This window comes from Rhodopseudomonas palustris HaA2 (genome assembly GCF_000013365.1).
In the GTDB taxonomy this organism is placed as follows: Bacteria; Pseudomonadota; Alphaproteobacteria; order Rhizobiales; family Xanthobacteraceae; genus Rhodopseudomonas; species Rhodopseudomonas palustris_J.
In genome coordinates this window covers 2,178,591-2,192,505 of the sequence record NC_007778.1, presented here as the reverse complement: position 1 = coordinate 2,192,505, position 13,915 = coordinate 2,178,591, and the positions used below count along the sequence as shown (strand labels likewise).

Annotated in this window: 14 protein-coding genes; 8 read left to right on the top strand and 6 right to left on the bottom strand. The window is 66.4% G+C overall.

Translation table 11 applies throughout. The features are described 5' to 3' along the window. The first annotated feature begins 156 nt into the window (after positions 1-156). A complete protein-coding gene (locus RPB_RS09650; protein ID WP_011440814.1) occupies positions 157-366 on the top strand; it encodes a hypothetical protein in 210 nt (69 codons plus the stop codon). Positions 367-451: 85 nt separating this feature from the next. Here the strand turns inward: RPB_RS09650 and RPB_RS09645 are convergent, their stop codons facing one another. Next, positions 452-1,672 (bottom strand): L,D-transpeptidase family protein, encoded by a 1,221-nt coding sequence (locus RPB_RS09645; RefSeq protein WP_011440813.1) that lies wholly within the window; start codon positions 1,670-1,672, stop codon positions 452-454. A gap of 471 nt (positions 1,673-2,143) precedes the next feature. On the opposite strand from RPB_RS09645, the gene RPB_RS09640 reads away from it, so the two are divergent. Beyond that, entirely contained in the window at positions 2,144-3,151 is a 1,008-nt protein-coding gene (locus RPB_RS09640) for a hypothetical protein (protein ID WP_041798151.1), read from the top strand. Positions 3,152-3,163: 12 nt separating this feature from the next. On the opposite strand, the gene sseA is transcribed toward RPB_RS09640, so the two are convergent. From sseA to RPB_RS09625, 3 genes are all read right to left on the bottom strand, one after another. Continuing rightward, the gene (gene sseA / locus RPB_RS09635) at positions 3,164-4,021 is read right to left on the bottom strand and encodes a 3-mercaptopyruvate sulfurtransferase (RefSeq protein ID WP_011440811.1); all 858 of its coding nucleotides are present in this window, start codon (positions 4,019-4,021) and stop codon (positions 3,164-3,166) included. 114 nt (positions 4,022-4,135) lie between these two features. Then, on the bottom strand, positions 4,136-4,561 hold the full coding sequence (locus tag RPB_RS09630; protein ID WP_011440810.1) for a rhodanese-like domain-containing protein: 426 nt from the start codon (positions 4,559-4,561) through the stop codon (positions 4,136-4,138). Positions 4,562-4,600: 39 nt separating this feature from the next. Continuing rightward, positions 4,601-5,776: a vWA domain-containing protein gene (locus tag RPB_RS09625; protein ID WP_011440809.1), complete on the bottom strand. Its 1,176-nt coding sequence runs from the start codon at positions 5,774-5,776 to the stop codon at positions 4,601-4,603. A 170-nt stretch (positions 5,777-5,946) separates the two neighbouring features. Between RPB_RS09625 and RPB_RS09620 the strand changes: the two genes are divergently transcribed. From RPB_RS09620 to RPB_RS09610, 3 genes are all read left to right on the top strand, one after another. Next, entirely contained in the window at positions 5,947-7,875 is a 1,929-nt protein-coding gene (locus RPB_RS09620) for a sensor domain-containing diguanylate cyclase (RefSeq protein WP_041798149.1), read from the top strand. A gap of 115 nt (positions 7,876-7,990) precedes the next feature. Further along, on the top strand, positions 7,991-8,245 hold the full coding sequence (locus RPB_RS09615; RefSeq protein WP_011440807.1) for a GlsB/YeaQ/YmgE family stress response membrane protein: 255 nt from the start codon (positions 7,991-7,993) through the stop codon (positions 8,243-8,245). A gap of 105 nt (positions 8,246-8,350) precedes the next feature. Continuing rightward, positions 8,351-9,193 carry an AAA family ATPase gene (locus RPB_RS09610; protein ID WP_011440806.1) on the top strand — a complete coding sequence of 281 codons (843 nt, stop codon included), beginning with the start codon at positions 8,351-8,353 and terminating at the stop codon, positions 9,191-9,193. 105 nt (positions 9,194-9,298) lie between these two features. Here RPB_RS09610 and RPB_RS09605 read toward each other — a convergent pair whose 3' ends face one another. Next, positions 9,299-10,099: a DUF1963 domain-containing protein gene (locus RPB_RS09605; protein WP_245258334.1), complete on the bottom strand. Its 801-nt coding sequence runs from the start codon at positions 10,097-10,099 to the stop codon at positions 9,299-9,301. Between the two features lie 582 nt (positions 10,100-10,681). Between RPB_RS09605 and RPB_RS09600 the strand changes: the two genes are divergently transcribed. Genes RPB_RS09600 through RPB_RS09590 form a run of 3 tightly spaced genes read left to right on the top strand, consistent with a single transcriptional unit; the run spans position 10,682 to position 13,488 of the window. Further along, complete coding sequence (locus RPB_RS09600) at positions 10,682-11,725, top strand: aromatic ring-hydroxylating dioxygenase subunit alpha (RefSeq protein WP_011440804.1); 1,044 nt, start codon at positions 10,682-10,684, stop codon at positions 11,723-11,725. Positions 11,726-11,728: 3 nt separating this feature from the next. Then, positions 11,729-12,484: a GntR family transcriptional regulator gene (locus RPB_RS09595; RefSeq protein ID WP_011440803.1), complete on the top strand. Its 756-nt coding sequence runs from the start codon at positions 11,729-11,731 to the stop codon at positions 12,482-12,484. Positions 12,485-12,495: 11 nt separating this feature from the next. Then, positions 12,496-13,488 (top strand): PDR/VanB family oxidoreductase, encoded by a 993-nt coding sequence (locus RPB_RS09590; RefSeq protein ID WP_011440802.1) that lies wholly within the window; start codon positions 12,496-12,498, stop codon positions 13,486-13,488. A gap of 123 nt (positions 13,489-13,611) precedes the next feature. Here the strand turns inward: RPB_RS09590 and RPB_RS09585 are convergent, their stop codons facing one another. Continuing rightward, positions 13,612-13,896, bottom strand: a complete 285-nt coding sequence (locus RPB_RS09585) for a hypothetical protein (protein WP_011440801.1) — start codon at positions 13,894-13,896, stop codon at positions 13,612-13,614. Between the last annotated feature and the right edge of the window lie 19 nt (positions 13,897-13,915).

The following is a 13,915-nucleotide window of genomic DNA, read 5'->3' as shown; positions in this document are numbered from 1 at the left end:
CAGGCGCGACGTTAAGCAATGATTCAGCCTGCCCGCGCCATTGAGCCCAAATCAGGACAATTCGCACAAAGTCTTAATGACCCCGGCCAACACTGGCCGTGAAGGATGCGCCGGTGCGCCCTTCCCGCCGCAATGGCAGACCGCAGGGGGAGCCCCATGGCAAGCCTCACATCGCAAGCGCCTGTCCAGCGCGAAGCCATCGGCGAGCCGCGCCGCCACGGATGGATCAGCGAGATCCGCGAATTCTGGGGCCAGTTCTTCGTCCAGGCGTTCAAACCCTATCGCCCCGAATTGCACTACATGCGCGGCCCCGGTCCAGCCTGGCGTGCCAAGCACGGCCACGGCAAACCGCCGCGCCAGATCTGAAGCTCACCGCGAAGCCGGCCGATCGACCTCAGCAAAAAGCCCGCGCAGATCGCTCTGCGCGGGCTTTTTGGCGAGCTTCTCGATGTCAGCGGATCGTCACGGGGGGCGGCAGCGGCGCCACCGATGTCGGCTGCGTTCCGGGAACGGACATCTGCAGCGATTGCTGCGGCGGCTGGGCCGATGCAACCGGCTGCGGCGACTGGGCACTCGCGGTCGGCGTGGGCGGCGCGCCGCCCGGCAACACGACGACGCGGGTGCCGACCTTGACGCGCTCGAACAGGTCGCTGACGTCGTCGTTCAGCATGCCGATGCAGCCCGACGACACGAACTTGCCGATGGTCGAAGGCTGATTGGTGCCGTGGATTCGGTACACCGTCGAGCCGAGATACATCGCCCGCGCGCCCATCGGATTGCCGGGGCCGCCAGCCATGAAGCGCGGCAGATAGGGCTGGCGCTCGATCATCTCGGTCGGCGGATGCCAATCCGGCCACTCCGCCTTGCGGCTGACTTTCTGTACGCCGTTCCAGGTGAAACCGTCGCGCCCGACGCGGACGCCATAGCGCATGGCGCGGCCGTTGCCGAGTATGTAATACAGATAGGTGTTGCCGGTATCGACCACGATGGTGCCGGCCGGCTCCTTGGTCGGGAACGCAACCTCCTGCCGGCGCAGATGTTGCGGCAACTGGAATTCTTGATCGGCGTCCGGCTGCTCCTCGGGCGGCAGCGCCGCCACCTGAAGCGGCCGGCCGTCGGCGCCGATCTGCGGAGCCGCTGGGACCGAGCCGGTCGCGACCTGGGGAACGCCCGGCTGTCCGGCGCCGGCAACACCCTCGGGCGGGCGCAGCGAACCGTCGCCGCGATTGGAGTAGATCACCGACGGCGGACCGGCGGGCCGGCCGTAGCGCGGATCATCGGGCGACATCACCGGCCCCTGGGGCACCGGAGCGCGCTCCGAGTAGACCGGCGGGGCGCCCATCGGGCGACCATAGCGCGGGTCGTCCGGCGACATCACCGGGCCCTGCGGCACGGGAGCGCGATCGGAATAGACCGGCGCGCTCGAGGGACGTCCGTAGCGCGGATCGTCCGGCGAGGTCACCAAACCCGGCGGCGGCAGCGCCGCAGAGGATCCGATGCCATCCTCGTCGTCGACATTGTCAAAATTCGGCATCTCCTGGCGATAATCGCCCGGCGCCGGCGTTACATAGGATCCGGGCGCAGACGGATAGTTTTGCGCGTGCACCACCGACGTTCCGGCCGAGATCGCCGCAACCGTCGCCAACAACGTCAAGATTCGATTGTTCATCATCGCCCGTTTGTAAACCGCAGCCGAGACCGGATCGCTCATGGGCAGATGCCGCAGGATCGCGGCACATTCAAGACAAGACCGGCACATTCACGCCAAATTCGACGGTATTTGAAGGTCTGTGCTGCATTTGTCGCGTCTTCGATGCGGCGAGGTCCAATCCGCGGGGCGCTTTGTGCAGGCTTTCCGGTTATTGCGCGATATTTCGGCGCCTCCGCCGCACGAGCGATATCCGGGCCGGATCCCGCGCGCGGCAGCGCCGTGGTCGCTGTATCCGCATCGCAAACGATCGCGCAGCGACAAGACGAGTCCCTGAAATTTTCGCACGGCACTGTGAATCCATTGCGCTATTCTCGATCTGCTCTGATTCGCAGTGCGCATCGCGTTACCGTCGAACAGAGCCCGTGTGGTCACCGCGTTGGTGTTGCTCAAGTGTCTTCGCGCGATGGTCGCCGAAGACGGAATGAACCCGAGATGCTTCCCGGAGTCCGGTTCCTTTTCGCGGCGGTCGTGCTTGCGGTTTCGATGCTGGTGTTTGGGCTTGGCGCCGCGGCGTTATTGCGCGCCGCGCATGAGCAGTTCGCCAGTGGCCGGTCGAGCCGGCCGGCCCAGATCGCGCTCGCCCTCCGGCCGGCCGAGCCGGCGATGCCGACCCTCAGCCTGCTGCGGGTCGAACCTCCGGCGGCTGAACCGGTCGTGCCCGACGAACAGTCGATTGCGGCGCCGCCCGTTCAGGCCACCGAGTCGGCGCCACAAGCCGCCGTGACAAGCGTGCCCGAATCCGCCGAGACGGCTACGCCGGACACCACGATCGCGACGCCGCCCGCGGCCGAACTGAAGGCTCCAGACAACAAAGCCCCCGATCAAACCGCCGGGCCGGCGGCAGGATCGGTCGTGGCCGAGCAGGACGCACAGCCAGGCGCCAACCAACAACCTGCAATGGCGCCAGCGGCAACGTCGGAGCCGTCTGCAACCGCGAGCGCCATCGACACCGCGGCGAAGCCCGAGCCCGCCCACTCGGAAGCCGCCAGGGTGGAAGCTGAAAAGCCCACTGCAACGGCGACCGAACAGCTCCCAGCCGCCGCCTCCGTCGAAACCGCGACGCCGCAGCCGGCCGACAGCGCCCCCGCAGCGAATGATCTGCCGCAGGTCACCGCGCTCACCGGCCCGATCCCGACGCCGAAGCGCGACCCGCGGCCCACCATCAAACCGATCGTACAGTCACCCGGTCAACCGGCCGGGTCAGGCTCCGCGGCGACTGTCGATCCGGCCGCCAAGCCAGCCGACCCGGAATCGACCGGGTCGATCGGCGATCCGGCATCGAAAGCTGAACAGCCGAAGGTGATGCAGCCGAAGGCCGACAAGCCGGCGAAGACCAGGAGCAAGATCAATCGGCGCCGTCAGGCCGAGGAGCGGCGCCGGCGTCCGGTCGTCGCCCGGCCGTCTTCCGAGGAATCGCCGTTCGGCCTGCCGCCGACCTGAGGCGGGCTAGGCCTAAGCCGGCCCCGTCGCGATCGGCGGACCATCCGGCATCCCCCACTCCGACCAAGAGCCGTCGTACAGCGCGGTGCCGCGGACGCCGAGCCGGTACAATGCCAGCGTCAACACCAGCGCCGACACGCCCGAGCCGCAACTGGTGACGATCGGGCCGTCGAGATCGACGCCGGCCCGGACGAAAGCCTTCCGCAACTCATCGCGTGACTTCATCAGCCCGGTCGCGGCGTCGAACAGTTCGTTGTAAGGCAGATTGCGGCTGCCCGGGATATGGCCCGCGCGCAGGCCGGGGCGCGGCTCCGGCACGCGGCCCTCGAACCGATCGGCGGCACGAGCGTCGATCACCTGCTCGGCGCCGCTGTCGAAATTGGCGACCAACTGCTCCTTGCTGCGTAGATAGGTCGGATCGAGCGTTGCGGTGAAGACGCCCGGCTTCGGCGACGGCTTTCCTGACTCGGTCGGCCGGTCTTCCGCCTGCCACTTCTTCAGGCCGCCCTCGAGGATGCGAACGTCGGCGTGGCCGAAAGACAGGAACATCCACCACGCCCGGGGCGCTGCGACCCAGCCGCCGGCATCGTAGACGACTACGGTATCGCCAGACGAGACGCCCATCGCCGCGACGTCGCGCGCGAACTGCGCCGCGTCCGGATACATATGCGGCCGCGCATCGGCGCGGTCGCAGACTTCCTCGACGTCGAAATACACCGCGCCGGGAATGTGCGCCGCGAGATAATCGTCGCCGGGCCGCGGCAGCACGCCCGGCATCTTGAACGAGGCGTCGAGCACCTTGACCTGGGGATCGCCGAGATGCGCGGCAAGCCAATCGGTGGAGACCAACGGATCTTCAATGGCAGTCATCGGGAAGTCTCCGCCGCAGGCGAATGAAACACAACATCGCCGGAAACTCTGCGGCGCGGCATCGTCATTGAGAAAACAGCGACGCCGGTCAAGTCCGCGCGCGCCGATCGCGGCTCAGCCTTTCGGCTTTTTCGGCACCCAGGCCTCGACCGGCCCGCCGGCGTCGCGCCAGGCGGCGAAGCCGCCTTCGATATGCGCCACCGGCTTCAACCCCATGTCCTGCGCGGTCTTCGCCGCCAGCGCCGAGCGAAGGCCCCCGGCGCAATAGAACACGAATTTCTTGTCGCCCTGAAACACCGGCTTGGCATAGGGGCTTTCCGGATCGATCCAGAATTCCAGCATGCCGCGGGTGCAGGCGAATGATCCCGGGATGCGGCCGTCGCGTTCGATCTCGCGCGGATCGCGGATGTCGACGATCACCACGTCGCTGGCCGGGCCGGCCTTGTGCAGCGCGACCGCGTCGGCAATGCCGATCGTCTCGATCTGCGCGTTGGCCTCGTCGAGCAGCGCCTTGATGCCGCGCGTGATGGTCTGGGGCATTCCCTCGGATCCCTCGTTCTTGATTGATAGCAGCTCGGGTTAGCGAACCAACTCCCGCATCGCGCCTTCCAGGCCCTCGATCGTGATCGGATACATCCGATCCGAGAACAGGCGGCGAATGATCGTGGTCGATTCCGAGTAGTCCCAATGCCGCTGCGCCACCGGATTGAGCCAGACGGCGTGCGGATAGGTCCGCAGTACCCGGTCGAGCCAGACCGAGCCGGCCTCCTCGTTGACGTGCTCGACCGAGCCGCCCGGCACCATGATCTCGTAAGGCGACATCGAGGCGTCGCCGACGAACACGACCTTGTAGTCGTGCGGGAATTTGTGCAGCACGTCCCAGGTCGGCGTGCGGTCGGTGAAGCGCCGCTTGTTCTGCTTCCACACGCCTTCATAGAGGCAGTTGTGGAAGTAGAAATATTCCATGTGCTTGAATTCGCTCTTCGCCGCCGAGAACAGCTCCTCGACCTGGGCGACGTGCGAATCCATCGATCCGCCGATGTCGAAGAACACCAGCACCTTGACGGCGTTGCGCCGTTCCGGCCGCATGTGCACGTCGAGATATCCGTGATTGGCGGTTTCGCGGATCGTGGTGTCGAGATCGAGTTCGTCCGGCGCGCCGGTGCGGGCGAATTTGCGCAGGCGGCGTAGCGCCACCTTGATGTTGCGGATGCCGAGCTCGACATTGCCGTCGAGATCCTTGAACTCGCGCTTGTCCCACACCTTGACCGCGCGCTGATGGCGGCTCTTCTCCTGCCCGATCCGAACGCCTTCCGGATTGTAGCCCTCGGCGCCGAACGGCGAGGTTCCGGCGGTGCCGATCCACTTGTTGCCGCCCTGGTGTCGCTTCTTCTGCTCCTCGAGGCGCTTCTTCAGCGTCTCCATGAGCTTGTCCCAGCCCATCGCCTCGATCTGCTTCTTCTCTTCCTCGGTGAGATATTTCTCGGCCAGCTTTTTCAGCCACTCGGCCGGAATCTCCGCCTTCTCCATGGCGTCGAGCAGATTCTCCAGCCCCTTGAACACGCTGCCGAACACCCGATCGAACTTATCGAGATTGCGCTCGTCCTTCACCAGGGCGGCGCGTGACAGATAGTAGAAATTCTCCACGCTCTGATCCGCGAGATCGGCGTCGAGCGCCTCCATCAGCGTCAGATATTCGCGGAGCGTGACCGGGACCTGAGCGTCGCGCAGCGACGTGAAGAATTGAAGGAACATGCCCGACAGATTGCCCGACCCTGCGCGCCCGTCAAGGTGCAATCCCTTCGCAGGGACTGTTGAAAACTCCGCAGGAACCGCAGATGCCATCAATCGCAGCGATCGGATTATCGGTTGGGTAAGCAAAGGCGGTGCACTGCTGTGCGCGCAACGAAGCCCCCCGCAGGCCGATGAAATCCCGCATCCTCCCATCGTCCAATCCGATCGCCCGACTGTCGACGCCGGCGCTGATCGTCACAATGTTCGTGCTGGCGATGAGCGCCTGCGTGCTCGCGCTCGTGGTCTGGAAGGGCTACGACGCCAGACGCAATGCGCTCGCGCAGAGCGAGACGGAGATGCGCAATCTGGCGCATTCGCTGGCGGAACACGCCTCCCACACGATTCAATCGGCCGACGTGGTGATGGACGATCTCGTCGCCTTCATCCGGTTCCAGCCGTTTCCCGATCGCGCTCGGTTCGACGCGCGGCTGCGCGAGGTCTCGGAGAAGCTGCCCCAGATCAAGGAACTCGCGACCCTCGACGCGAAAGGCGACGTCGACCATGCGTCGGTGACGCCGCCTCCCGCTATCAACAATGCCGACCGCGACTACTTCGTCTACCACCGCGATCATGCCGACCCGAAGCTGCGGATTACTGGCCCGATCGTCTCGCGCGCCTCGGGTCAACCGGTGATTGCAGTGACGCGACGACTCGAAACCGCAGACGGCGGCTTCGCGGGCATCGTCGTCGCAACCATCGAGAGCGACTATTTCACCGAATTCTACAAGACTTTCGATCTCGGCGCCGGCAGCGGCATCACTTTGTCCGGCGGCGACGGCCATATCCTGGTCCGTTGGCCGACGGCGGCGGGCGACCTGTCGAAGAGCCGGCTTTTCGAGAGAATGCTGCCGCGCAGCCCGGTCGGATACAATCTCGCAATCTCGCCGTTCGACGGCCTTCAGAAATACTATGCCTACGAGCAGCTATCGCGCTATCCGCTGGTCGTCACGGTCGCGCGCACCGAGGTGTCGGTGCTGGCCGACTGGCGCGAGGCGGTCCGCTCCGATGCCGTGGTGGCGACGGCGGCGCTCGCCTGCATCGTGCTGCTGGCGGCCGGGCTCGCGGTGCAACTGCGCAACCGCGAGCGCTTCGAGAGGCTGCTGCGCGAGCGTGACGCGCGTCACCGTCTGATCGACGCGAACATCGGCGACGTCGTCGTCGTGCTCGACGGCCGGGGCGTCGTCACCTTCGTGTCGATGTCGATCGAGACCGTGCTCGGTTTCAGGCCGGAGGAGGTTCTGGGCCGCGTCTATTTCGACATGATGCACCCCGACGACGTCGCGGGCCTCCAGGCGATGGGCAAGCGTCTGCCTGACGTCCCCAACGGGCTGCGCGCCGAGTTCCGGATGGAACGCGCCGACGGCACGATGGTCTGGCTCGAGGCCAATTTCAGGTTCACCCGCCAGGATGGCCGGCCGGGGCGCAGTATCGTCTGCACGCTGCGCGACGTCACCCGCCGCAAGGAGATGGAGGACGAAGTCGAGGCACTCAATTCCCGCCTTGCGGAAATGGCCAGGACCGACGCCCTCACCGGCTTGCCGAACCGCCGTGCGCTCGACGATTTCATCGCCGGCGAATTCGAGGCGAGCCATGACCTGTCGGTGCTGATGATCGACGTCGACGACTTCAAAGGCTTCAACGACCGTCTCGGCCACCACGCCGGCGATGACGCGCTCAGGCAACTCGGTCGATTGCTGGCCGGGACTGCGGCCGGCGCAGGCGGTTTCGCTGCGCGCTACGGCGGCGAGGAATTCACCATCGTCCTGCCCGGCACCGGGAAGGCCGTCGCGATCGCCTTCGCCGAAGAGCTGCAGGCAGCCATCCGCGCGCTCGGCATCGTCAACCCCAGCGCGGCGCGCGGCAGACTCACCGTGAGCATCGGCATCGCCGACAAGATCGCCAGTATCTGCGACCCGGCCACGCTGCTCCGCTGTGCCGACATCGCGCTCTACGAGGCGAAGCGGCGCGGCCGCGATTGCAGCGTTGCGGCCCCTGCCTTTGTCGGCGACGCCGGATCGTTGGTCCCCGACGTCGCCACCCGGACCGGCACGCCGGCCTGATCGGCCACGCCATCCGCCGGCGCCGGTGCCTAGACCTCGCGGGTTTTTCGACTAAAGTCGCCCGGCCCGGCCACCCACTCGGCGGGCTGAGCACTCGAATGACCTGGGGGTTGTCATGGGGATCGATTCCATCATCGTCTGGCTGCTGGTCGGCGCGATCGCGGGCTGGCTCGCCGGACTGCTGGTGCGCGGCGGCGGCTTCGGCCTGATCGGCAACATCGCGATCGGCATCGTCGGCGCCGTGGTCGCCGGCTGGCTGCTGCCGTTCCTCGGCGTCAATCTCGGCACCGGCATCTTCCGCGCGATCATCAACGCGGCGATCGGCGCGGTGATCGTCCTGGTGCTGCTGGCCATGATCCGCAGAGCCTGATACCGAAGATCGCAGCGATGTGCGGCCGCCGTCCGCGGCCGCGCGCTCACGACAAAAGCAACAACAACGGGCGCGCGCGCCTGATCCAGACGAGGCAGAAAACGCATGAAATTCACCGGCACCAAGGATTACGTGGCGACCGACGATCTCAAGATCGCCGTCAATGCGGCGATCGTCCTCGAACGGCCGCTCTTGGTGAAAGGCGAACCCGGCACCGGCAAGACCGTGCTGGCCGAGGAAGTCGCCAAGGCGATCAACGCTCCGCTGCTGACCTGGCACATCAAGTCGACCACCAAGGCGCAGCAGGGCCTCTACGAATACGACGCCGTGTCACGGCTGCGCGACAGCCAGCTCGGCGATCCGCGCGTCTCCGACATTTCCAACTACATCAAGCGTGGCAAGCTGTGGGAAGCCTTCACCCACGGCCAGCGCCCGGTGCTGCTGATCGACGAAATCGACAAGGCCGATATCGAGTTTCCGAACGATCTTCTGCTCGAACTCGACCGGATGGAATTCCACGTCTACGAGACCGGCGAGACCGTCAAGGCCGAGAAGCGCCCGATCGTGATGATCACTTCGAACAACGAGAAGGAACTGCCCGACGCGTTCCTGCGCCGTTGCTTCTTCCACTACATCAAGTTCCCGGACGCCGACACTATGCAGGCGATCGTCGACGTGCACTTCCCCGGGATCAAGCAACGGCTCGTGGCCGAGGCGCTGAAGATCTTCTTCGAGGTGCGCGACGTGCCGGGCCTGAAGAAGAAGCCGTCGACCTCCGAACTGCTCGACTGGCTCAAGCTGCTGCTGAACGAGGAAATGTCGCCGGAGCAACTGCGCGAACGCGACCCGCGCAAACTGATCCCGCCGCTGCACGGCGCGCTGCTCAAGAACGAGCAGGACGTCCACCTGTTCGAGCGGCTGGCGTTTCTCAGCCGCCGCGAGGTGTGAGGCGCGCAGCCGCCGGCTCGTTCGCGGTTTCGAACTAAGCTCGCGATGCCCGGGCCCCGGGCATTGCCGTTTTCGCGACCTGCAGGCCACGGCGATCACCGCAACTCACGTGAACTGGATTGCCAGTTCCGCCGTCTCGAACCGCCGTCCGGCGAGGTCTTGCTTGGACAGGAAGTAGTAGAGGAAGCCGCCCGGCCCCCAGTCGGCGATCTCGCTGCCGTTGGTGTAGCCGTCGAGCTGCAGCAGCAATCGGTACTGATCGAACGGCTGATCGAGGGTGAACTCGAAACTCTCACCCTGCAGCAGATCCGGCCAGCCGAGCAGCTTGCTGCGATTGCACGGATAGTCCAGCACGGCGGGAAGGCCGTGCCGCCGCAAGTCGCTGTGCAGGCTTTTGTAGAGCGCCTGGCGCGATCGATCCGGCAGGATCGCCGTGACGACGCTGCTGTCCGGGTCCGGCAGGTCCCACATCGGCCGGAACGACAATTCGGCGCGAGGAAACACCGTGAGCATCTCCAGCGGCGGCTGCGCCGGGATCAGATGCTCTGTGTCCGGCCAATGGTACAAGGCGCCGCCCTGCCCGGTGAACAGACACCCCATCACCGTGTCGTGGTCGCCGAAGCAGGACAGCAGGCCTTGCGACGGCAGCGCCTCCGCGCCCGGCAGACCGCGCAGGTCGGCGCAGTTGATCTGGCCGAGAAACAGCATCGGCTCGGTCGCGGCGACCGGCCAGCGCCAATCCGGCGGTGCGCAGGGCATGCCGCCGAGCCGGGAACCGTCGATCGGCGCGTCGGCGCGCGCCGCCTGCGGCCACAGCCCGATCGCGGGACGAAGCTGGCGCAGCAGCGCCGCGGCCTCCAGCGGCAACGCGGCGATGAGGCGCTGCGCGATCTCGGAGAGCTCCATCGCCGCTGGGGGCGGATGTCGCGCCGGCCAGAATATCGGATGATCATCGAGGATGCCGGCGCCTGCCGGTCGGCCCGCGGCCGCTGAGTGCGCGTCGTCGCACCCGCTGGACGCACGGCATCCGCCGCGCGCCGCGCTTGCGGATGCCTCCGCCCTGGCGAGCGCCAGCTCGGCACTCCGGGTGATCTCCGGGTCGGTGTATGTCAGCAAGGAGCGAAGCTGTTCAATGCCGCGACCGCGCGCGATCAGTTCCCGCTCGATCCTTGCCAGTTCAGCTTGGAGACGATTGAACGCTCCGACATGCTCGACGGCGCCGGTTACGCGGACCCTGTCCAGCCACGCCTGCAGCAATTCAGTATCGGATCGTTCATCCAGCTCGTTCATGCCCCGCCCCCCGGATGCGAACCAGAGGCTACCGGAACAAAGAGCGAACAGTCCAGTCAGGATTTTCCCGTCCGTGAGATCAATAGGAGTTCGGTATACCAGCTTAGGATCTCATGATGCAGATTTTTGAAATTCTATTGCATGTGACCTCTTAATGTATACAGTCTGAACCCAATGATAATCTTCAGGGAGGCCACGATGCCCGCCTTTCCGCTCAACGCCTGGTACGCCGCAGCGTGGGACGCCGACATCAAGCACGCGTTGTTTCCGCGCACGATCTGCAACAAGCACGTGGTGATGTATCGCAAGGCCGACGGTAGCGTCGCCGCGCTCGAGGACGCCTGCTGGCACCGGCTGGTGCCGTTGTCGAAGGGCCGGCTCGAAGGCGACACCGTCGTCTGCGGCTATCACGGGCTGAAATTCAGTCCGCAGGGCCGCTGCACCTACATGCCGTCGCAGGAGACGATCAATCCGTCGGCCTGCGTGCGCAGCTACCCGGTGGTCGAGCGGCATCGCTTCGTCTGGCTGTGGATGGGCGATCCGGCGCTGGCCGATCCGGCACTCGTGCCGGACATGCACTGGAACGACGACCCGGCCTGGGCCGGCGACGGCAAGACCATCCACGCCAGATGCGACTGGCGGCTGGTGGTCGACAATCTGATGGACCTCACCCACGAGACCTACGTCCACGGCTCGTCGATCGGCAACGAAGCCGTCGCCGAAGCGCCGTTCGACGTCACCCATGGCGACCGCACCGTCACCGTGACGCGGTGGATGCGCGGCATCGAGGCGCCGCCGTTCTGGGCGGCGCAGCTGCGCAAGCCGGGTCCGGTCGATCGCTGGCAGATCATCCGGTTCGAGGCGCCCGGCACCGTGACGATCGACGTTGGGGTCGCGCCCGCCGGCAGCGGGGCGCCGGAAGGCGACCGCTCGCAGGGCGTCAACGGCTTCGTACTCAACACCATGACGCCGGAGACCGACACGACCTGCCACTACTTCTGGGCGTTCGTGCGCAACTATCGGCTCGGCGACCAGCGCCTCACCACTGAAATTCGCGAAGGCGTGTCGGGTATCTTCGGCGAGGACGAGATCATTCTCGAAGCTCAGCAGCGCGCCATCAGCGAAAACCCGGACCGCGTGTTCTACAATCTCAATATCGATGCCGGCGCGATGTGGTCGCGCAAGCTGATCGACCGCATGGTCGCGAAGGAAGCCGCGCCGCGGCTGCAAGCGGCGGAGTAAGCGATGAACGAGAAGATCGCCGACCGCTCAATGTCGCAGACGGTGCGGGCGCAGCTCGCGCTGCGCGACATGGTGCTGTCCGGCCAGCTCCGCGCCGGCGAGCGGATTTCCGAATTACAGGCGGTCGATATCACCGGCGTGTCGCGCACCCCGGTGCGGATGGCGCTGGTGCGGCTCGAGGACGAAGGCCTGCTGCAGGCGATCCCGTCCGGCGGCTTCATGGTGAAGGCGTTTTCCGAGCGCGACATTCTCGACTCGATCGAGCTGCGCGGCACGATGGAGGGCCTCGCTGCACGGCTCGCCGCCGAGCGCGGCGTCAGCGCCCGACAACTCGAACCGCTGAAGGAGTGCCTCGGCGACATCGATCAGCTGGTGCAACAGGATCCGGTCTCGGTCGACGCGTTCTCGTCCTACGTCGCGCTCAACGCCCGATTCCACGCGCTGCTCAACGAATTGTCCGGCTCGTCGCCGGTGATGCGGCAGATCGACCGCGTCGCCGCATTGCCCTTCGCGTCGCCGAGCGCCTTCGTGATGGCGCAGTCGGCGCTGCCGGAGGCCCACCAGATCCTGGTCATCGCGCAGGACCATCACCGCACCGTCGTCGACGCCATCGAGAACCGCGAAGGCGCCCGCGCCGAAGCGGTGATGCGCGAACACGCCCGGCTCGCGGTACGCAATCTGCGGCTGGCGCTGCGCAACCGCACGCATCTCGACCTGCTGCCGGCGCTGGCGCTGGCGACGGCGTCGGTCGACAAGTAACGGAGGCCCGCATGCGCTTCGCCGAACACTGGAGTTTCGCAACCGTCATGGCGACGCGCGATCTTGCCCCGACCATCCGCGAGATCGTGCTGAAGCCGGATGCGCCGGTCGGCACCTGGCCGCCGGGCAGCCACATCAACATCGCCGTGCTGGTGGACGGGCGGCCGCAGCGACGCAGCTACTCGTTGGTGCCATCCATGGTCGAGGGCACGCTAAGGATCGCCGTCCGGCTTGCCGACGACAGCCGCGGCGGCTCGCGCGCAATGTGGGCGCTGCAGGCGGGCCAGCGGCTGGAGATCACCAACCCGACATCGCTGTTCGAGATCGACTGGAGCCGCAACACCTACTGCCTGATCGCCGGCGGCATCGGCGTCACGCCGATGCTCGGCATCGCCGCCGCGCTGGCGCGCAAGGGCCTCGATCCGATCGTGCACTACGCGGTGAAATCGCGAGCCGACGCCGCGTTGCATGAGGAACTCGCCGACCTGCTGGGCGACCGGCTGTTGCTGCACGCTGCGGATGTCGGGAAGCGGCTCGATCTGGACGCCACCTTCCGCGCCCTCCCCGCCGATGCGATCGCCGTTGTGTGCGGCCCGTTGCGGATGCTGGACGCGGCGCGGCAGGCCTGGCGAGACGCCGGCCGGCGCCCGACCGACCTGTGCTTCGAGACGTTCGGCTCCAGCGGCCGGCTGCCGACCAGCGACTTCCGCGTGCGGATCGCCTCGACCGGCAATGAGATCATGGTGCCGCGCGACCGCTCGATGCTCGACGCCCTGAACGCCGCCGGCTACGAGGTGATCTCGGACTGCCAGCGCGGCGAATGCGGCGTCTGCGCCGTCGACGTCACCACCGTCGAGGGCGAGATCGACCATCGCGACGTGTTCTTCAGCGCGCATGAAAAGCAGACCAGCGCCAAGATGTGTGCCTGCGTGTCACGCGCCCGCGGCACGGTGACGGTGGATACGCTGTACCGGCCGGATCAGTTGCCCGGTGCGGCGGCGTAGCAGCGCATCTCTCGCGTCATTGCGAGGAGGCGAAGCCGACGAAGCAATCCAGGAGCCCCGTGCTTGGAGCCCCTGGATTGCTTCGCCTTCGGCTTGCAATGACGAGAACCGCCAACCTGCGACTCAGCGCCAGCCTTCATGCACGTCGGTCGGCTGATCGCAGACCCACTCCGGCCGCAGCATCACCTGGCAGCCCTTGTCGAACGGCAGCGCGCAGACCGTGCGCTGATCCTGCATGATCTCGATCGCCCAGGTCAGCGGCACCGTCGGCTGCAACTGCACCAGCCGCTGGATCACACCGGCCGCGAACAGGGTGGCGTCGATATCGTCAGCCAGCGCCGCCCCGTCGTGGCCCGGGCCATCGACGCGGTTGATCGGATCACGGACGTGGAAGCGATAAAACGGCATGGCTGCATGATGGCGGTGT